Source organism: Streptomyces sp. NPDC006463 (assembly GCF_042870715.1).
Classification (GTDB): domain Bacteria; phylum Actinomycetota; class Actinomycetes; order Streptomycetales; family Streptomycetaceae; genus Streptomyces.
The window spans coordinates 148,934-168,192 of record NZ_JBIAHP010000008.1; the positions used below are offsets into that span (position 1 = coordinate 148,934).

The window sequence follows — 19,259 nt, forward strand, 5'->3', positions numbered from 1 at the left end:
GACTCAGTGCTTGTCGTTCCCGATCCCGGTGCCGCTCCCGTGTGCGTTCTCGTGGCCGTGGTCGTGGATCGTGTTCGTCTCCGCGATCTTCTTCCAGGACTTGGGCTCCGTCTTCGCCGCCGGGGCCGAGGAGGAACGGGCCGTGGCGGCCGGCGCCGTGGGGTTCAGGGCGGAGGCGTCCGGCTTGCCCGGGGTGTACAGCCAGGTGTCGAACAACTGGGCCAGCGGCCGGCCCGAGACCTTCTCCGCGTAGGCGACGAAGTCCGCGACCTTCGCGTTGCCGTAGGCGCGCTCGGCCGGCCACCCCTTGAGGATCTGGAAGAACTTCTCGTCGCCGATGTGGTTGCGCAGCGCCTGCAGGGCGATCCCGCCGCGGTCGTAGACGGCACCGTGGAACTGGTTCTCCGGACCCGGGTCACCCGGCTTGACCTGCCAGAACGGGTCCTCGGCCGGGCGCGTGGAGTAGGCCCAGTCGGCGAGCTCCTGCGCCGTGCCCTCGCCCTCCTTCTCCGACCACAGCCACTGGCTGTAGCGGGCGAAGCCCTCGTTGATCCAGATGTCCTTCCAGCCCTCGACGGACACGCTGTCGCCGTACCACTGGTGGGCCAGCTCGTGCACGACCACCGACACGTTCGCGCCGTTCTGGAACTGGCGCGGCCCGTAGAACGGCCGCGTCTGGGTCTCCAGCGCGAAGCCCGCGGTCACGTTCGGCACGTAGCCGCCCAGCGCGTTGAAGGGGTACGGACCGAAGACCCCCTCCAGCCACTCGGCGGCCTCGGCCGTCCGCTCCACGCTCGCCCGCGCCGCGCCCGCGTTGTCGCCGAGGTCCTTGCTGTAGGCGTTGAGGACCGGCAAGCCGCTCGCCGTCTTGTCGGTGGTGATGTCGAACTTGCCGATCGCCAGGGTGGCCAGGTACGTGGCCTGCGGCTTGTTGGAGCGCCAGTTGTACCGGGTCCAGCCGAGCCGCGAAGTCTGCGACTGGAGGACGCCGTTGCTGATCGCCTGGGTGCCGTCCGGGACGTTGACCGAGATGTCGAAGGTGGCCTTGTCGAGCGGGTGGTCGTTGCTCGGGAACCACCAGACCGCCGAGTCGGGCTCCTGCGCCGCCACACCGCCGTCGGGCGTGCGCTGCCAGGCCGTCCAGCCGTCCACCTTCAGCTCGGAGGGCTTCCCCGCGTACTTGACCACGACGGTCAGCGGGGTGTTGCGCGCCAGCGGCCTGGCCGGGGTGACCTCCAGCTCATGGCTTCCGGAGGCGGCGAACTTCGCCTTGGTCCCGTTGACCCGGACCTCGCTGACCTGGAGGCCGAAGTCGAGGTTGAAGCGGGACAGGTCCTGCTTGGCGGTGGCGAGGAGGGTGGCGGTGCCTTCGAGCAGGTCCGTCTTCGGCTGGTACTGCAGGCGCAGGTCGTAGTGCGACACGTCGTATCCGCCGTTGCCGCTGGCCGGGTAGTAGGGATCGCCGATACCCGGGGCGCCCGGACCGGAACTCGCCGCCGACGCCGGGATCACCAGCAGCAGGGAGGCGGCGAGCACGCTCGGGGCGATGACTTTGCGGTGCACTAATGGCTCCAAGTGGTAGAGGAGACAGATCTGTTCAAGGCCTTGTCGTTCGACCGTATTCACCCGTGACGCCCCACGTCATGTCCATGGCCCCCGCTGTCACACGATCGCCATCCGGCCGTCACGAGCCGCCGGACAGCGCGGCGAAAGCGCCCAGGGCACCGAGCGTCGGATACCCCCCGCCGGCGGCCCGGTGCTATCGGCCCAGGGCCCGTGGCCTGCGGCGCAGCCGACGGCTCAAGGCCCCGCCGGTGCACGCGTAGCCATGTCGAGGACCGCGCCGAAGGACGAGGAACACCCCTGCGCGAAGCCACATCCGCGCCTTCGGATCGGCTGAATCCGGCCGGGGAAACTCCGGGAGGAAAGCCAGGAAGAGGAGCGTCACTCGGGGTTGAGGAGATCGGCCGGGGCCGGGCCGCCGTGGTCTGTGCCTACGACGAACTGCGCGGCGCCGGCGCGGTGGAGGGCTGGAGGGCCTGCGGGGGAGCGGGACCCGGATCGCCCGGCTGCCGGGCGAGTCGTTGCGGCCGCCCGACGGGCCGGACCCTCCGCCGGCGGCGAACGGCTACCACCCGGGCGGTCTCCCCGCGCTGCGGGCCGCGCCCGCGGACCGGTACACGGCCGCCGGGCTGCGCACGGAGCCCGGACGGATCCTCGTCACGACCGGCGCCGCCCGGGCGAGCCGGCGCCCGCCGACTCGCCCTCGACCGGGCGACGGCCCTGCGGATTCACCGGCCCGCGCGGGTATGAGCGGCAGCACGCAGCACGGGCCATGTCCACCGTGCCCTGTGCCGGCACCTACGCCGTCGGCACCTCGATCCTTCAGACCAGGTTCTTCTCCATGGCTGCGACGTAGTTCTTGATGGGGTGGTCACGCAGGGCGTCGCCGGCGGGGGCGAGGAGATCTGCGGTGGCGCCCTTGACCCGGTCGGTCAGCGCGCCCATCAGCGGCATGGAGGAGCGGATCCGGCCGCTCGCGTCGATGTAGTGCAGGGTCTCGACGTGGGTGTAGGCGGGCTCGGGCGGAAGTTGCGGGACGACGTCGTTGTTGTTGACGTAGCGGTGCAGGCGGTCCTTGAAGCCCTTGTTGCAGGAGGCGGCCAGGAGCCGGTCGCAGGTGCGGGGCTGGCCGTAGGTGTAGATGCCGTCGGCCTGCAGACGCGGCTCCTCCAGGTACATGCGACAGCCGGCGAGCATGGCGAGTGCGCCGCCGAGGCTGTGGCCGGTGAACCATACGCTCTGGTCGTTGTCGCGGAAGTCCGCGAGGGTGTCCCTGACGGTGGGGAAGACGGAGTCGAGGGCCTGGCCGAAGCCGTAGTGGACGTAGCCCGTCTTGCCCGGACCCGGCCACGGGGGTGTGGTGGCGTCCGAGAGCCAGTCCCTGATCTGCGCCGGCTCGGTGCCCCGGAATCCGGTGATGATCATCTTGTCGCTGGCGACCGTATAGGCCTGGGTGTCCTCCAGCGGGAACGGCGGCGTGAAACGGGTGTGGTGGTGACGCACCCGGTCGAAACCCCAGTCGCGGGCTTTGGCATCGATGGCGGCCTCGTCCTTGTAGGCGAGGTCGGCGGCCTGGACCATCCAGTACGCGAGCTGGGGGCTGTGCTTCTTGGCGGTGTGGTCGATCGTCGACGGTACGGACACGGCGTTCTCCCGGCCATGGTGAGTAGTGCGTGAGACCGTCCGCGGAGCAGCCCGCGGACCGATGTCGCCCGGCTCTGTCGCGTGCCGAGGGGCCGGCCCCGCCGGGCAACCAGACGCTAGCCGGGAACCGATGCGGTTCCCGGCCCCCACAGTCCTGACCGATACGCAGGAACGTTCCCTCGTCACCCGGACGGATCGTGGCTTTGCTCGCGGGCGGCTCCGGACGGGCGGGCTCGGGGGCTTACGCGGGTGGGACGGACCAGTGCGGCGCCGACGACGACGTAGATGCTCAGCACGACGAGCGCGGTGTCGCGGCGAACAGGGCCCACCGTCAGGCGCATCCCAGTGAACTCGCCCACAGCGGCCAGAAGTTGGAGCCGGCGTAGCCGGCCGCGAGCAGCACGAACACGGCGGTGCCGGGGCCCGGGACCAGCGGCGCGCCCCGACGGCGGCCGCGGGCTCTCGCCGGCGCCCGGTACCCCGCTCGGCCGCGCACCCGGCCCGGCGGTGCGGTCCGGATCCGGGCGGGCGGCACCCCGGGATGGCCCAGGTCCGCATGCCGCCCGCTGGACCTGTCTGTAGTGTCCGATTCGGACCAATGGACCGATATGTGAGGTGAATGGTGGCGCTCCACAACGCCCAGGAACCGGCGGCCGACCCGGCCGTCGACATCTTCGCCTCCCCGCTGAGCGAGCGCCCCCTGCCCAAACGGTCCATGCCCGGCCTGCCCTCCCCGCCGCCGGTGGTGTTCCAGCTGCTCCGCAACGAGCTGCTCCTGGACGGCAACGCCTCGCAGAACCTCGCGACCTTCTGCACCACCTGGGCGGACGACGAGGTCCGCCGGCTGATGGACCTGTGTCTGGACAAGAACATCGTCGACAAGGACGAGTACCCGCAGACCGCGGAGATCGAGTCCCGGTGCGTGAACATCCTCGCCGACCTATGGCACGCCCCGGCCGGTACGGGCGGCGACGCCAACGCGGTGGGCTGCTCGACCACCGGCTCCAGCGAGGCCGCGATGCTCTGCGGCCTCGCCCTGAAATGGCGCTGGCGCGACCGCCGGCAGGCCGCAGGCCTGTCGACCGACCGGCCGAACCTGGTCTGCGGGCCGGTGCAGGTCTGCTGGGAGAAGTTCGCCCGCTACTTCGACGTCGAGCTCCGGCAGGTCCCGGTGGAGCCCGGCGCGACCGGCCTCCAGGCGCACCAGCTGCGCGAGTACGTCGACGAGAACACCATCGGCGTCGTCGCCATCCTCGGCGTGACCTACACCTGCACCTACGAGCCGGTGGGTGAGATCGCCGCCGAACTCGACCGCATGCAGGCGGAGAGGGGCCTGGACGTCCCGTTGCACGTCGACGCGGCCTCGGGCGGGTTCATCGCGCCGTTCCTCCACCCGGATCTGGTGTGGGACTTCCAGCTGCCGCGCGTCGCCTCCATCAACGCCTCCGGCCACAAGTACGGCATGGCCCCGCTCGGCGTCGGCTGGGCGCTGTGGCGCGACCAGGAGGCCCTGCCGGACGGCCTGGTCTTCCACGTCGACTACCTGGGCGGCGACATGCCCACCCTGGCCCTGAACTTCTCCCGCCCCGGCGGCCAAGTCGTCACCCAGTACTTCATGTTCCTGCGCCTGGGCCGCGAGGGGTACCGGCGCGTCTACGAGGCCTGCGCCGACACCGCGCAGCACCTCGGCCGGCAGATCGCCGAGATGGGCCCCTTCACCCTGCTCTACGACGGCGTCGGCGCACTTCCCGCCGTCTCGTACACCCTCACCGATCCCGACTCCGTCGGCTGGAGCCTGTACGACCTATCCGACCAGCTCCGCATGCGCGGCTGGCAGGTGCCCTCCTACCCCCTGCCGCCGGACCGCCAGGAGACCGTCATCCAACGCGTCCTGGTCCGCCACGGCGTCGACCGGGACGAGATCGAACTCCTCGCCGACGACATGCGCAGAGCGATCAAGCACCTCGGCGAGGGCCACCCGCCCAAGAAGGACCGCGTCGGTTTCCACCACTGACGGCACGGCGGGGCACGGCACGACACGGCACGGCACGGCACAGCGGGGCCCGGCCGGATCCCAACCGTGACACTGGCCGACATACCGAACAGTCGGTAACCTGCCGTCCCATGACCCTTCCCCCGCTCGCCGCACGGCACTGCTGGCACAACGCGATCAATCCGCTGCACTCCACCGTCTACTTCTCGCCGGACACCACCAAGGAGTTCGCGGGCCTCGGGATCACCGACCCCGTCGCCGTCAACCTCGCCCACCGGTCCGCGGCCCTGGGCGCCGTCGGAGCGGGCACGGTGACCGCCACGTTCTACAACTACCGCTACGACCACGTCGCCCGGCACCTCCCGGCGGTCTGGGACATCACCACGCCCGAACAGGCCCTCGCCGCCCGGCTGCGCGCCGCCGACGCCACCCTGCGCCGGCTGCTGGGCGCCGAGACCATCGAGTCGCCCGAGCTCGCGGAGGCCGCCGACCTGGCGATACGCGCCACCGAGGGCTGCACCCGGCACGCCCGCCCCCTCTACGCGGCCCACGCCGACCTCCCCGTACCCGAGGAACCGCACCTGCGCCTGTGGCACGCCACCACCCTGCTGCGCGAGCACCGCGGCGACGGCCACCTCGCCGCCCTGCTCATCGCGGACCTGGACCCGCTGGAGGCCCTGGTCAGCCACACCGCCACCGGCAAGGGCATGACCCCGAAGTGGATCAAGTCCATCCGCGGCTGGGAGCAGTCCGACCTGGACGCCGCCGTCGCCCGGCTGCGCGGACGCGGTGTGCTCGACGCCGACGGGGCGCTGACCGAGGAGGGCGCCGCGCTGCGCGAGCGGCTGGAGACCGAGACGGACCGCCTCGACGCCGCCCCCTACGAGCACCTCGGCGCGGCCGGCCTGGCCCGGCTGGCGGAACTCGGCGGCGCCCTGGTGATGAAGGCGGTCATGGCCGGAGCCTTCCCGGCGGACCTGCGCGGCAAGGCCTGACCGGCCCCGCGGCCGGGCTCTGGCGGGCTTACCGCCCCTTGTCACGGCCACCTGCCACAATTGGCAGCCTTCCAGTGCAAACGAAGGCAGGCGGGACCCGATCGTGACGACGTCCATCGAAGGCAGGATCGCCGAGGAACTCGGCGTACGGGAGCGGCAGGTCAAGGCCGCCGTCGAGCTGCTCGACGGCGGCTCCACCGTGCCGTTCATCGCGCGCTACCGCAAGGAAGCGACCGAGATGCTCGACGACGCCCAGCTACGCACCCTGGAGGAGCGGCTGCGGTATCTGCGCGAGCTGGAGGACCGGCGCTCCGCGATCCTGGACTCCGTGCGGGAGCAGGGCAAACTCGACGCCGAGCTGCAGGCGCGGATCAACGCCGCCGACACCAAGGCCCGGCTGGAGGACATCTACCTGCCCTTCAAGCCCAAGCGCCGCACCAAGGCGCAGATCGCCCGCGAGGCCGGCCTGGAGCCGTTCGCGGAGGGCCTGCTCGCGGACCCGTCCGTGGAACCGGCCGCCGCCGCGGCCGCGTTCGTCGACGTCGGCAAGGGCGTCGCCGACCCGGCCGCGGCCCTGGAGGGCGCCCGCGCCATCCTCACCGAGCGGTTCGCCGAGGACGCCGACCTGATCGGCGAACTGCGCGAGCGCATGTGGGGCCGCGGCCGGCTCGCCGCGAAGGTCCGGGACGGCAAGGAGGAGGCGGGCGCCAAGTTCGCCGACTACTTCGACTTCGCCGAGCCGTTCACCGCGCTGCCCTCGCACCGCGTCCTCGCGATGCTGCGCGGTGAGAAGGAGGACGTCCTCGACCTCACCCTGGAGCCCGAGGGCCCCGAAGACGCGGCGACCGCCGGCCCGTCGACGTACGAGGGCATGGTCGCCCGCCGCTTCGGCATCGCCGATCGCGGCCGCCCCGGAGACAAGTGGCTGGCCGACACGGTCCGCTGGGCCTGGCGTACGAAGATCCAGGTGCACCTCGGCATCGACCTGCGGACCCGGCTGCGCGCCGCCGCCGAGGACGAGGCCGTACGGGTCTTCGCCGCGAACCTGCGCGACCTGCTGCTCGCCGCACCCGCCGGCACCCGCGCGACGCTCGGCCTGGACCCCGGCTTCCGCACCGGCGTGAAGGTCGCCGTCGTGGACGCCACCGGCAAGGTCGTGGCCACGGACGTGATCTACCCGCACGTGCCCGCCAACAAGTGGGACGAGTCCCTCGCCAAGCTCGCCCGCCTCGCGAAGGAGCACGCGGTCGAGCTGGTCGCCATCGGCAACGGCACGGCCTCCCGCGAGACCGACAAGCTGGCCGGTGACCTCATCACCCGCCACCCCGAGCTGAAGCTCACCAAGGTGATGGTCTCGGAGGCCGGCGCCTCCGTGTACTCGGCGTCCGCCTTCGCCTCGCAGGAACTGCCCGGCATGGACGTGTCGTTGCGCGGCGCGGTCTCCATCGCCCGGCGCCTGCAGGACCCGCTCGCCGAGCTGGTCAAGATCGACCCCAAGTCGATCGGCGTGGGCCAGTACCAGCACGACCTGTCCGAGGTGAAGCTCTCCCGCTCGCTCGACGCGGTGGTCGAGGACTGCGTGAACGGCGTCGGCGTGGACGTCAACACCGCCTCCGCGCCGCTGCTCTCGCGCGTGTCGGGCATCAGCGGCTCGCTCGCCGAGAACATCGTCTCCCACCGCGACGCCAACGGGCCCTTCCGCAGCCGCAAGGGGCTCAAGGACGTGGCCCGGCTCGGCCCGAAGGCGTACGAGCAGTGCGCGGGCTTCCTGCGGATCCGCGGCGGGGACGACCCGCTGGACGGCTCGGCCGTGCACCCCGAGGCCTACCCGGTGGTCCGGGCGATGGGCAAGACGGCGGGCGGCGAGGTGGCGGCCCTGATCGGCAACACCGGCGTACTGCGCTCCCTGCGCCCCGAGCAGTTCGTCACCGAGGCCTTCGGCCTGCCCACGGTCACCGACATCCTGCGCGAGCTGGAGAAGCCGGGCCGCGACCCGCGTCCCGCCTTCAAGACGGCGACCTTCAAGGAGGGCGTGGAGAAGATCGGCGACCTGACCCCCGGGATGATCCTGGAAGGCGTGGTCACCAACGTGGCCGCCTTCGGGGCCTTCATCGACATCGGCGTCCACCAGGACGGACTGGCGCACGTCTCGGCGCTGTCGAAGACCTTCGTCAAGGACCCCCGGGACGTGGTCAAGCCGGGCGACATCGTCCGCGTGAAGGTCATGGAGGTGGACATCCCGCGCAAGCGGATCTCGCTGACCCTGCGGCTGGAGGACGAGGCGGACCGTTCCTCCGGCGCGCCCGGGCAGCGCGAGGACCGGCAGGAGCGGCGGGGCGGCGGCCGTCCGCCGCAGCAGCGCGGCCGCGCGGGCACCCGCGACGGCGCGGGCAAGAACCAGGACCGCCGCGGTCAGGGCCAGGGCGGTGGCCAGGGCCAGCGGCAGGGCGGCGGCGCGTCCGCCCCCGCACCCGCCAACAGCGCGATGGCCGACGCCCTGCGCCGCGCCGGCCTCACCGGTCCCGAGGAGCGCCGCAAGCGGTGACCGCAGGCTTGCAGCCAACCCGGCGCGTGAGGTCTCCGTACACGTTGGCCGAATAGGTCCCCCACCTGGGGACCTGCCTTGCCAACTCCCGTACAAGATCTGTAGGCATGGTGGAACGCCCGTTCGTCACCCGGCGGACGGGCATCCGCATTTCCCCTCAGGACCGCATTCCCCGAGGCCGCCTTGAAGGCACAGGACACCATGCCCATGCCCGCACACGCCTACCGACGCTGCCCGAGAAAGGGTCCGAAGAGGGATCACATGCCCCACCGGCAACTCAGCCTGCGTAAACGGTGCGAGAACATTCTCGGCCATCTGGAATTGACCCACCCGTTTTCACTCGACGCACTGTGCGGCCGAATAGCGGAGCAACGTGGCCGCCCCATCCGGCTCCACCCGCTCCCCAAGGAGGCGGCGGAGACCGGCGTCTGCGGACTGTGGGTCGGCACCGCCAGCGTCGACTACGTCTTCTACGAGGCGCAGACCACCCCGCTCCACCGGGAGCACATCGTGCTCCACGAGCTCGGCCACATCCTCTTCGGCCACCACTCGCTGGAGGGTGAGGAGGCCGACGGAGGGGCCCCCACCGTGCTCGGGCGCACCAACTACACCACCCGCCAGGAGCAGGAGGCGGAGATGCTCGCCAGCATGATCCGCATCCGCACGGCGAACGCCGGCCCGCAGTCGGCCCCCCGGGCCCGGGGCACGCTGGCCCGGCTGGAGTCCGCCATGGGGTACGAGTGGGGCCACGATGGCAGCTGACCTGACCGCCTTCGGCAACTGGCTGTCGATTCCCAGCGTGGTGTTCCTGTGGATCGCGGTCCTCCTGCGCGCCCCGGGCGCCCTGCGCTCGCGGCAACAGCGCGGCCTGTGGCTGGCCGTCGCCACCGCCGCCGCCGCGATGACGCTCAACCTCCCCGAGGTCGTCGCCTACGCGATGAGACGCGAGGCCTCCTACGCCCACACCATCGGCATCATTCGCAACCTCACCGGCGTCCTCTCCGCCGGGGCGGTCCTCTACTTCGTGGCCTCCGCCACCGGCCGCCGCCGGCTCCAGCTCGCCTCCTGGGTGGCCACGGCGGGCTGGCTCACCACGCTGGTCGCGCTGGATCTGGCCGCGCCCGTGCACGGCACGCACACCATGCCGCCGGTCGGCGACCCGGTGCCCTCCCTCGCCTATTGGCTCGTGCTGATCTCCGCACACGTCGCGGCCAACACCATCTGCGTCTCCCTGTGCTGGCGCTACAGCCGCCGCACCGAGAGCCGGGGGCTGGCCGCCGGGCTGCGCCTCTTCGGCCTCGGGACCGCGCTCGCCGGCCTGTTCTGGCTCGCGTACCTGCTCAAAGCACTGTTCGGCAGCACCTGGGCGATGCCCGCCCTGCCGCTGATGATGAACGTGCACGGCCTCCTGCGCGCCGCGGGCATCCTCGTGCCGACGCTGTTCACCTTCCGCCGCACCGCCGCCGACATCGTCACCGCGTGGCGGCTGTGGCCGCTGTGGCGCGACCTGGTCCAGGCCGTCCCGCACGTGGCCCTGAACAAGCCGCGGGCCGGGCGGGTGGTCGAGCTGCTGTGGCCGCCGGTCCCGCGCAACCTGCTGGTCTACCGCAAGGTCATCGAGACGCGCGACGCGATCCTGATCCTCGGGGAGTACGTCTCCTCGGGCGCCCTGGACCTCGCCCGCGGCCAGGTCGCCGGCCGCGGCGTCCCCGAGCAGCGGCGCACCGCGGCCGCGCTGGCCTCCGTACTGAAGGAGGCGCGGCGGACGAAACTCGACGGACTGCCCGGTCAGCCGGGCGAGACGGCCGGCCTGGAGCTGACCGCCGCGATCCAGACCTCCGACGAGAGCGGGGACCTGGCGGACGAGGCCCGCTTCCTCGTCGACGTCGCCCAGGAGTACACCGCACACCGTGACGTGTCCGACCGCCGGGAAGTGAAGCCGTCTTGACCACCGTACTGATCACCGGGGCCAGCGCCGGACTGGGCGCGGCCTTCGCCCGGGGCTTCGCCGCCAAGGGCTGCGGCCTGGTCCTCGTGGCCCGTGACAAGGACAGGCTGCAGTCCGTCGCCCGGGACCTCGCCCGGGAGTTCGGCGCGGCGGTCGAGGTGCTGCCCGCCGACCTGCTGGACGAGGCTGACCGCGCGGCGGTCGCCGAGCGGCTCGCCGACCGGGTCCGGCCCGTGGACATCCTGGTGAACAACGCGGGCTTCGGGCTGCCCGCGCCCTTCCCGTACAGCCCGGTCGAGGACGAGGAGCGGATGCTCGACCTGCTGGTCAAGGTCCCGCTCCGGCTCACCCACGCCGTGCTGCCGGGTCTGCGCGAGCGCCGCCGGGGTGCGGTGGTCAACGTCTCCTCGGTGGCCGGACTGCTGCCGACCGGCACGTACGGGGCCGCGAAGGCCTGGATCACCGCGTTCAGCGAGTCGCTGCGGGTGGACATGGAACCGTACGGGGTCCGAGTGCTGGCGGTGGTCCCCGGCTTCACGCGCACCGAGTTCCAGGAACGCGCCGGGATGGACGTCAGCGCGCTGCGCGAGGCGGTCTGGCTGGAGCCGCAGGCCGTGGTGGACCGGGCGCTGCGGGACCTCGCGCTGCGCCGCCCGCTGAGCATCACGGGCCGCCGCTACAGGGCGTACGCGCTGGCGGCCCGCCATCTCCCTAGGGACTTCGTGGCACGCAGGATGGCCCGCACCCGGCGCGCCCCGGCAGACCGGCCGGACGAGCGCTGAAACCGCCGCGGCAGCCCGATGCGCGGCCCGGTGACCGGTCCGCGCAGGGCCTGCTGTAAAAGGGGCGGATCAGCTACCACTTGCCGTGTCCGCGGCCGTGGCCCCACCCTCCGTATCCGTTGTCGTCGTCATCGTCGTCCCAGCCGCCGTGACGCCAGCCGCTGTGGTGACTGCCCCAGTCGTCGTCGTCGTCATCGCCGCCGCAGCCACCGCCGTTGACGTAGCTGACGGGCTGGGCCGGGGCTGCCGCCGAAGCGGTGCCCGCGGTGCCGAGCGCGGCTCCACCGGCCAGCAGGAGACCGGCAGCGGAGGCCGCCAAGAGGCGCTTCGCTCGCTGTGCTTGCATGGGAGTTCCCTTTCCTTCCACCCTCTCGCACCTCTCCGAGGTGTGCGGGGGCAGAACCGCGACCGCCGAGAAAAACGTGCGGCACGGATCGGATACAGGGCCGCCGGAAAATGCGGAAGCACGTGTCCGGCCACATGGGGCTCAGGCGCCACACGGTCCCGAAGCAGGCACGCGTCAGAGGCTCCACCCCTGCCGACGCGAGACTCCGGCCATGGCGGTGTGCTCCGCGGTTGCGGCTCTCACTACAAAGGCTAGTCGCGCACGCGCCGGTTGGCACCTCGGGACCTCAAGGTGTCACCAACTGCCACCCCGGTCGGCTAGAGCTCGGTGACCTTGCCGTCGGAGACCTGGAGCCGGCGGGTCACCGAGACGGCGTCCAGCATGCGGCGGTCATGGGTGACCAGGAGGAGCGTGCCCTCGTACGCCTCCAGGGCCGACTCCAGCTGCTCGATCGCCGGGAGGTCGAGGTGGTTGGTCGGCTCGTCCAGCACCAGCAGGTTCACCCCGCGGCCCTGCAGCAGAGCCAGGGCGGCGCGGGTGCGCTCGCCCGGGGAGAGGGTGGCCGCGGGGCGCAGGACGTGGGCCGCCTTGAGGCCGAACTTGGCCAGCAGGGTGCGGACTTCGGCCGGCTCGGTGTCCGGGACGGCCGCGCAGAAGGCCTCCAGCAGCGGTTCGTCGCCGAGGAACAGGCCGCGGGCCTGGTCGACCTCGCCGATCAGGACGCCGGAGCCGAGGGTGGCGGAGCCGGAGTCCGGCGCCAGCCGGCCGAGCAGGACGGCGAGCAGCGTGGACTTGCCCGCGCCGTTGGCCCCGGTGATGGCCACCCGGTCCGCCCAGTCGATCTGGAGGCTGGCCGGGCCCAGGCGGAAGTCCCCGCGCTTGACCACGGCCTCGCGCAGGGTGGCGACCACAGAGCCGGAGCGCGGGGCCGCCGCGATCTCCATGCGCAGCTCCCACTCCTTGCGGGGCTCCTCGACGACCTCCAGCCGCTCGATCGCCCGCTGCGTCTGGCGGGCCTTGGCGGCCTGCTTCTCGCTGGACTCGCCGCGCAGGTTCTTGCCGATCTTGTCGTTGTCGCTCGCCTTGCGACGGGCGTTGCGCACGCCCTTGTCCATCCAGTTGCGCTGCATCTGGGCGCGGCCCTCAAGGGCGGACCTCTTGCCCGCGTACTCGTCGAACTCCTCACGGGCGTGGTCGCGGGCGCGCTCGCGCTCCTCCAGGTAGGCGTCGTAGCCACCGCCGTAGAGGTTGATCTGCTGCTGGGCCAGGTCGAGTTCGAGGACCTTGGTGACGGTGCGCGTCAGGAACTCGCGGTCGTGGCTGATCACGACCGTGCCCGCGCGCAGCCCCTTGACGAACCGCTCCAGCCGCTCCAGACCGTCCAGGTCCAGGTCGTTGGTGGGTTCGTCGAGCAGGAAGACGTCGTAGCGGGACAGCAGCAGCGAGGCGAGGCCCGCGCGGGCCGCCTGGCCTCCGGAGAGCGCCGTCATGGGCAGGTCCAGGCCCACCGTGAGGCCGAGCTCGGCGGCGACCTCCTCGGCCCGCTCGTCGAGGTCGGCGCCGCCGAGGTCCAGCCACCTGTCCAGCGCGGTCGCGTACGCGTCGTCCGCGCCCGGCGTCCCGTCCACCAGGCCCTGCGTCGCCGCGTCGAGCTCCGCCTGCGCGGCGGCCACGCCCGTACGGCGCGCCAGGAAATCCCGTACCGACTCGGCGGGCCGGCGCTCCGGCTCCTGCGGGAGGTGCCCGACGGCGGCGGTGGGCGGGGAGAGCCGCAGCTCACCGGTCTCGGGGGTGTCCAGCCCGGCGAGCAGGCGCAGCAGGGTGGACTTCCCGGCGCCGTTCACGCCGACCAGGCCGATGACGTCGCCGGGCGCGACGACGAGGTCGAGATCGGCGAAGAGCGTGCGCTCACCGTGCGCGGCGGTGAGCTTCTTGGCGACGAGGGTTGCAGTCATGATGGCCCGATCCTATCCGGGCGCGCACCGCCCCCAGGGGCATGGCCGGATAGGTGGGATGCACGGCATTGCGGCCACCGGGCTTCCCGTCACACCATGAGGCCATGTCGTTGCGAAACGTACTCGTCCTCCTCTACGACGGGGTGCAGAGCCTGGACGTGACCGGGCCGGTCGAGGTGTTCTCGGGCGTGGCCCGGTTCCCCGGGCGGCCGGGTTACGAGATCCGGACGGTGTCCCCGGGCGGCGCGCCGGTCCGCACGAGCAGCGGGCTGACCCTGATGCCGGACGGGGAGCTGGAGAGCGCCCGGCCGGGGACGGGAACCACCCTGCTCGTGCCCGGGGGCCGGTACACGGCCGACTTCGATCCCCGGATCACCGACTGGCTGCGCGCTCACGGGGGTGGCGCGCAGCGGCTGGTGTCCGTGTGCACGGGCGGGCTGCTGCTCGCCGAGGCGGGACTGCTGGACGGGCGGCGGGCGACGACGCACTGGTACGTGTGCGAGCAGATGGCCCGGGACTATCCGGCCGTCGCGGTGGAGCCCGATCCCATCTACGTACGGGACGGGCCCGTGGCCACCTCGGCCGGGGTCACGGCGGGCATCGACCTCGCGCTCGCGCTGGTGGAGGAGGACCATGGGCGGGACGTGGCGCTCACGATCGCCCGGCACCTGGTGGTGTTCCTGCGCAGGCCCGGCAACCAGGCCCAGTTCAGCGCGCAGCTGGAGGCCCAGACGGCGCGGCGGGAGCCGTTGCGGGACGTGCAGCAGTTCATCACCGAGCATCCGGGCGGCGACCTGAGCGTCGAGGCCCTGGCAGCCCGGGCCAGGCTGTCGCCGCGGCACTTCGCGCGCGCCTTCCAGGCGGAGACGGGGGTGACGCCGGGGCGCTACGTCGAGCGGGTGCGTGTCGAGCACGCGCGGCGCCTGCTGGAGGACAGCCGCGAGGGCGTCGCCCAGATCTCCCGGGCGTGCGGCTACGGCACGCCCGAGGCGCTGCGCCGGGCCTTCGTGAAGACCCTGGGCCAGTCCCCGGCCGAGTACCGCCGCCGCTTCGGCCCCTGACCTCGTCACGCCCCGTACCCGAAGCCGCGCCCGTACCCGGTCCGGGTGCACGCCCGGACAGACCTGCCCTCCCCGGCCGGGGAGGGCATCGATCGACCGCTCCGGAGGAGCCATGCAGATCGCCGTACTGCTCTACGACCGCTTCACCGCCCTCGACGCCATCGGGCCCTTCGACACGCTCGGCCGCCTCCAGGGCGCCGAGACCGTGTTCGTGTCCGAGCGTCCCGGGCCGGTGCGGACCGACAACGGGTCGCTCGCCCTCGTCGCCGACAAGGCGCTCCACGAGGTGACCCGGCCCGACATCGTCGTCGTGCCCGGCGGGCCGCATCCCGAGATCGAGATGAAGAATCCCGCCGTCCTCGACTGGCTGCGGGCCGTCGACGCCACCACCACCTGGACGACGTCCGTCTGCACCGGCTCCCTGCTGCTGGCGGCCGCCGGGCTGCTCGACGGGCGGCGGGCCGCGAGCCACTGGCTGTTCCTGGACCGGCTGCCGCAGTTCGGGGCCGAGCCCACCGGGGAGCGGGTGGTGTCCGACGGGAAGTACGTCACCGCCGCGGGTGTCTCCGCCGGGATCGACATGGGCCTCACCCTGCTGGGCAGGATCGCCGGGGACGAGTACGCCCAGACCGTCCAGCTGATGACCGAGTACGACCCCCACCCGCCCTACGACGCGGGCTCCCCGGCCAAGGCCCCGGCCGAGTTGGTCGCGCGGCTGCGGGCGGTCAGTCCTCTGTAGGCAGGCCTTGCGCGCGCCGGCCCTCCGCCGGCCAGCGGAAGACGGGCGCCCGGCGCTCCAGGAACGCGGCGACGCCCTCCGCGGTGTCGCCGCTTCCGGCCGCCTGCGCCGCCCAGTGCCCGTCGCGGTCGGTCCGCCCGTCCGCGAACTCCTTGGCCGCTGCCTGGGTGAGCTGCGAGCGCGAGACCAGTACGCGCGTGAACTCGGCCACCCGCTTGTCCAGTTGGCCGGCCGGCAGCAGCTCGTCGAGGAAGCCGGTCCGCAGCGCCCGGTCCGCGTCGATCAACTCGGCGGAGAAGAGGAGGTACTTGGCGGCGGCCGGGCCGACCAGGGCCGTCAGCCGCCTGGTGGAGGAGGCCGGGTAGACGATGCCCAGCTTCGCCGGGGTCACCCCGTACGACGACCCCTCCTCCGCGAACCGCAGATCGCAGGCCGCGGCCAGCTGGCTGCCGCCGCCCACGCAGAACCCGCGGATCGCCGCCAGCGTCGGCTTCGGGAAGGCGGCCAGCGCATCCTCCGCGGCGACGGCGAGTGCCTGCGGCTCGTCGTCCCCGGTCAGCGAGGAGATGTCCGCGCCCGCGCAGAAGGTCGGTCCCGCGCCGGTCAGGACGAGGACCCGTACGGCGGGGTCGGCCGCCAGTCCCGCCAGCAGCTCCGGCACGGCCCGCCACATCGCGGCCGTCATGGCGTTCCGCTTGGCGGGATGGGAGATGACGACGGTGGCGACCCCGTCGGCGACCGTGTGCAGGAGGGCTGCGTCCATGCGCCGGATGCTATCCCGGGCCGCCGGTCGGGCCGCCGACCGGGTGGCCGCGGGCATGGGGCCCGGTGCATCCTGGGGCTGGTCAGGGAAGACGGGACGCCGGACGGAGGCGGGCACGGCGGGACCTGGCGCGCGAGGCGGCCGGCGAACATCCCGCAGAAGATCAGGAACGGTCGAACAACTGACTCTGTCATACGCCAGTGGTCAGAATGTGTGCGAATCACGCTGACTTATGGTCAGCGGTCCGGTCCCGACCAGCCCGTTACCCACTCTGGACGCGTGGAGACGATCGAGCGCGAAGACGGGGGACGGAACATGGACGTCAGCGGGAACGTCCCGCCAGCGAGGGAGGGGGAGCCGGAGTCTTTGGCCGGACCCCTCGCGTACGAGGGAGTGTGGCGGTTCACCGCTCCCGCCGTAGAAGAATCCGTTCCGCAGGCTCGCCGTGCGGTCCGGGACCTCCTCGGGCGCCAGGGGGTGCCCGCCCAACAGGACCTCGTGTACGCGCTGCTGCTGATCGTCTCCGAACTGGTGACGAACTCGGTCCGGCACGCCGCCCTGCTCTCCCCGGAGGTCGCGGTCGAGGTCGCGATCGGCCGGGAGTGGGTACGGGTGGCCGTCGAGGACAACCACCCGTACCGGCCCAAGGCGCTGGAGGCCGATTTCGGCCAGACAGGCGGCCGGGGTCTGCTCCTGGTACGGGAGATCACGCGGGAGGCGGGCGGGGTCTGCGACGTCGAGCACACCTCGACCGGCGGCAAGGTCATCTGGGCGGCCCTGCCGCTGACCGCACCGGCCGCTCCCGCCCCGGCCCCGGCCTCCGCGACCCCGGCCGGCTGACCGGAGTACGAACGCGCCGACGTAGGGGCTACCAGCCCGCGGCCTCACCGGTCAGCTCGCGGATCGCGGGCCGCGCCGCGTCCAGCACGGTCATGAACCAGGCCGAGAACGGCACTTCGGCATGCCGCTTCGCCAATTCCCCCGCGGTGACGAAGGCCGTGTCCTCGACCTCCTCCGGATCCGGCCGCAGAGCCGCCTGCGCGAGTCCCACGAACAGATGGTTGAACTCCTGCTCCACCAGACCCGACGCCGGATCCGGGTGGTTGTAGCGCACCGTTCCCGCCTCCGCGAGCAGCGAGGGCGACAGCCCCAGCTCCTCGTGGGTCCGCCGGGCCGCCGCCGCGAACGGCGACTCCCCGGGGTAGGGGTGACCACAACAGCTGTTCGACCAGACGCCGGGGGAGTGGTACTTCCCGAGGGCCCGCTGCTGGAGCAGCAGACGCCCCTGCTCGTCGAAGAGGAACACGGAGAACGCCCGGTGCAACTGCCCGGGTGCCTGATGGGCGGAGAGTTTCTCCGCCGTGCCGATGGTGTTCCCGGACTCGTCGACCAGTTCGAGCATGATCGGTTCTTGGGTCCCGGTGCCGTTGGTCGCGCTGTTCGCGGCGGTGGCTGGTGTGGTCGGCATACCCATCCTTCGCTTCGGACTCGGCCTTCAGTCTGCCGTACAAAAGCGGCTTGTCCCCACTTCGGAGATCCGCGCATGTCCGCCCCCGCCGCGTGATATGCGACGGGGGCAGATCACCGCGCGTCACGGCGCCCGCCGCGTCCCCGCGTCAGACTCCGAACGGGGCCGGATACCTGATCGTGCCCGCCGGCACCGGGACGGAATCGTCCAGGACCAGCGCCATCATCGCCTCGTCGGGCACCTCGAACGGCGCCCTGATCCCGAAGCGCGAGGCCGGCACGAAACCGAAGCGCGGGTAGTACTCCGGGTGTCCCAGCACCAGGACCAGGGACTCCCCGCGCTCCTTCGCGGCCGCGAGCAGTGCCCGTACGACCGAGCTGCCCGCGCCCGAGCGCTGGAACGCCGGATCGGCCGCCACCGGGGCGAGCGCGAGCGCCCGTACCCCGTCGACCTCGCACACGGTGAGCAGGGCGTGCGCGGCCACCGACCCGTCCGGGCCCTCGGCCACGTACGACAGTCCGGGCACCCAGGAGGCGTCGGTGCGCAGCGCGTCCACGAGATCCGCCTCCAGCGGGGTCCCGAACGCCGCCAGGTTGACGTCCCGTACGGCGGCCACGTCGGCCGCCGTCTCCGGGCGGACGGGCCAGGCGCCGCCGTCGCCCGCGCTCACCGGGCGCAGGACGTAGCCCGTGTACCCGTACTCGTGCCCGTGGCGGGCCCGCACGTCGAGCTCCTCGCGGGTGGCGGCCAGCGCGGCCTCCATCGCGGGGTTCCCGGCGGATCCGTCGCGGGAACGGGCGCGCACCCGCTCGGCGAGCGGGCCGTAGTACTCGGCCCAGTCGGAGTCGGGCAGGTGGTGCACGCCGAGCACCCGGTACCCCGCGCTCTGGGCGGCGGCGACGGTGCCCGCGGTGGTGCGCAGCGGACACTGCGCGTCCCAGAAGGCGCGGGCGCCGGCGGACGGCTCCTCGACGGTCCACTCGCACTCGGTCAGCACGATCGTGCCGCCGGGGGCGAGCAGCCGGCGCCACCGCGCCAGCGCTGCGGCGAAGCCGATGACATAGGCGGAGCCCTCGGCCCACACGAGGTCGAAGGAGCCGTCCTCGAAGTCCTCGCGGGGGAGTGCGCCCATGTCCGCCTTGACGGTGCGGACGCGATCGGTGAGTCCGCGGGCCCCGGCGGCCGTACGGAGCTCTTCGAGGAACGGCTCGTACAGGTCGACGGCGGTCACCTCGGCGCCGCCGGATCCGGGACGTCCCGCCTCGGCCGCGAGCAGCAGGGCGCTGCGGCCCGGACCGCAGCCCAGGTCGAGGACGCGCGGCCGCTCGGGCAGGGGTCCGCACAGGGACAGCAGGTGCCGGGTGCTCGCGTCGGAACCGGGAGCCTGCCGGGGCAGGCCGCGGTGCAGAGTGAAGAAAGCCTCGATGAAGGTGGTGTCGGTCAACGTGAACCCTTGA

General features: G+C 72.5%; 16 protein-coding genes. 9 read left to right on the forward strand and 7 right to left on the reverse strand.

Annotated elements, in window-relative coordinates; translation table 11 throughout:
* Positions 1-3 precede the first annotated feature (3 nt).
* Together ACFYOB_RS16725 and ACFYOB_RS16730 are read right to left on the reverse strand one after the other, a co-directional pair.
* Positions 4-1,563 (reverse strand): M1 family metallopeptidase, encoded by a 1,560-nt coding sequence (locus tag ACFYOB_RS16725; protein ID WP_388560464.1) that lies wholly within the window; start codon positions 1,561-1,563, stop codon positions 4-6.
* 822 nt (positions 1,564-2,385) lie between these two features.
* Positions 2,386-3,207 (reverse strand): lipase family protein, encoded by an 822-nt coding sequence (locus ACFYOB_RS16730; RefSeq protein ID WP_388560465.1) that lies wholly within the window; start codon positions 3,205-3,207, stop codon positions 2,386-2,388.
* A 622-nt stretch (positions 3,208-3,829) separates the two neighbouring features.
* Between ACFYOB_RS16730 and ACFYOB_RS16735 the strand changes: the two genes are divergently transcribed.
* From ACFYOB_RS16735 to ACFYOB_RS16760, 6 genes are all read left to right on the forward strand, one after another.
* Positions 3,830-5,221: a glutamate decarboxylase gene (locus tag ACFYOB_RS16735; RefSeq protein WP_388560727.1), complete on the forward strand. Its 1,392-nt coding sequence runs from the start codon at positions 3,830-3,832 to the stop codon at positions 5,219-5,221.
* A 110-nt stretch (positions 5,222-5,331) separates the two neighbouring features.
* Positions 5,332-6,195 (forward strand): hypothetical protein, encoded by an 864-nt coding sequence (locus ACFYOB_RS16740; RefSeq protein WP_388560467.1) that lies wholly within the window; start codon positions 5,332-5,334, stop codon positions 6,193-6,195.
* Between the two features lie 103 nt (positions 6,196-6,298).
* On the forward strand, positions 6,299-8,740 hold the full coding sequence (locus tag ACFYOB_RS16745; RefSeq protein WP_388560468.1) for a Tex family protein: 2,442 nt from the start codon (positions 6,299-6,301) through the stop codon (positions 8,738-8,740).
* A gap of 321 nt (positions 8,741-9,061) precedes the next feature.
* Positions 9,062-9,502: a hypothetical protein gene (locus tag ACFYOB_RS16750; protein WP_388560470.1), complete on the forward strand. Its 441-nt coding sequence runs from the start codon at positions 9,062-9,064 to the stop codon at positions 9,500-9,502.
* Entirely contained in the window at positions 9,492-10,688 is a 1,197-nt protein-coding gene (locus ACFYOB_RS16755) for an MAB_1171c family putative transporter (protein ID WP_388560472.1), read from the forward strand. The genes ACFYOB_RS16750 and ACFYOB_RS16755 overlap by 11 nt, the downstream gene beginning before the upstream one ends.
* The gene (locus ACFYOB_RS16760; protein WP_388560474.1) at positions 10,685-11,470 is read left to right on the forward strand and encodes an SDR family NAD(P)-dependent oxidoreductase; all 786 of its coding nucleotides are present in this window, start codon (positions 10,685-10,687) and stop codon (positions 11,468-11,470) included. The genes ACFYOB_RS16755 and ACFYOB_RS16760 overlap by 4 nt, the downstream gene beginning before the upstream one ends.
* Before the next feature lie 73 nt (positions 11,471-11,543).
* On the opposite strand, the gene ACFYOB_RS16765 is transcribed toward ACFYOB_RS16760, so the two are convergent.
* Both ACFYOB_RS16765 and ACFYOB_RS16770 read right to left on the reverse strand, forming a co-directional pair.
* Positions 11,544-11,816, reverse strand: a complete 273-nt coding sequence (locus tag ACFYOB_RS16765) for a hypothetical protein (RefSeq protein ID WP_388560476.1) — start codon at positions 11,814-11,816, stop codon at positions 11,544-11,546.
* Positions 11,817-12,133: 317 nt separating this feature from the next.
* Positions 12,134-13,771 carry an ABC-F family ATP-binding cassette domain-containing protein gene (locus tag ACFYOB_RS16770; RefSeq protein WP_388560478.1) on the reverse strand — a complete coding sequence of 546 codons (1,638 nt, stop codon included), beginning with the start codon at positions 13,769-13,771 and terminating at the stop codon, positions 12,134-12,136.
* Positions 13,772-13,875: 104 nt separating this feature from the next.
* Between ACFYOB_RS16770 and ACFYOB_RS16775 the strand changes: the two genes are divergently transcribed.
* Together ACFYOB_RS16775 and ACFYOB_RS16780 are read left to right on the forward strand one after the other, a co-directional pair.
* Positions 13,876-14,832 carry a GlxA family transcriptional regulator gene (locus ACFYOB_RS16775; RefSeq protein WP_388560480.1) on the forward strand — a complete coding sequence of 319 codons (957 nt, stop codon included), beginning with the start codon at positions 13,876-13,878 and terminating at the stop codon, positions 14,830-14,832.
* Between the two features lie 112 nt (positions 14,833-14,944).
* Positions 14,945-15,571: a DJ-1/PfpI family protein gene (locus ACFYOB_RS16780; protein ID WP_388560482.1), complete on the forward strand. Its 627-nt coding sequence runs from the start codon at positions 14,945-14,947 to the stop codon at positions 15,569-15,571.
* Here the strand turns inward: ACFYOB_RS16780 and ACFYOB_RS16785 are convergent.
* Positions 15,558-16,334, reverse strand: a complete 777-nt coding sequence (locus ACFYOB_RS16785) for an enoyl-CoA hydratase/isomerase family protein (protein WP_388560483.1) — start codon at positions 16,332-16,334, stop codon at positions 15,558-15,560. The two genes, ACFYOB_RS16780 and ACFYOB_RS16785, sit on opposite strands and share 14 nt — an antisense overlap.
* A 315-nt stretch (positions 16,335-16,649) precedes the next feature.
* Here ACFYOB_RS16785 and ACFYOB_RS16790 point away from each other — a divergent pair, with 315 nt between their 5' ends.
* Complete coding sequence (locus ACFYOB_RS16790; RefSeq protein WP_388560728.1) at positions 16,650-17,174, forward strand: ATP-binding protein; 525 nt, start codon at positions 16,650-16,652, stop codon at positions 17,172-17,174.
* A 28-nt stretch (positions 17,175-17,202) separates the two neighbouring features.
* Here ACFYOB_RS16790 and idi read toward each other — a convergent pair whose 3' ends face one another.
* Positions 17,203-17,802 carry an isopentenyl-diphosphate Delta-isomerase gene (gene idi, locus ACFYOB_RS16795; RefSeq protein ID WP_388560485.1) on the reverse strand — a complete coding sequence of 200 codons (600 nt, stop codon included), beginning with the start codon at positions 17,800-17,802 and terminating at the stop codon, positions 17,203-17,205.
* Positions 17,803-17,950: 148 nt separating this feature from the next.
* Positions 17,951-19,246, reverse strand: coding sequence for a GNAT family N-acetyltransferase (locus ACFYOB_RS16800; protein ID WP_388560487.1), 1,296 nt, complete (start codon positions 19,244-19,246; stop codon positions 17,951-17,953).
* Between the last annotated feature and the right edge of the window lie 13 nt (positions 19,247-19,259).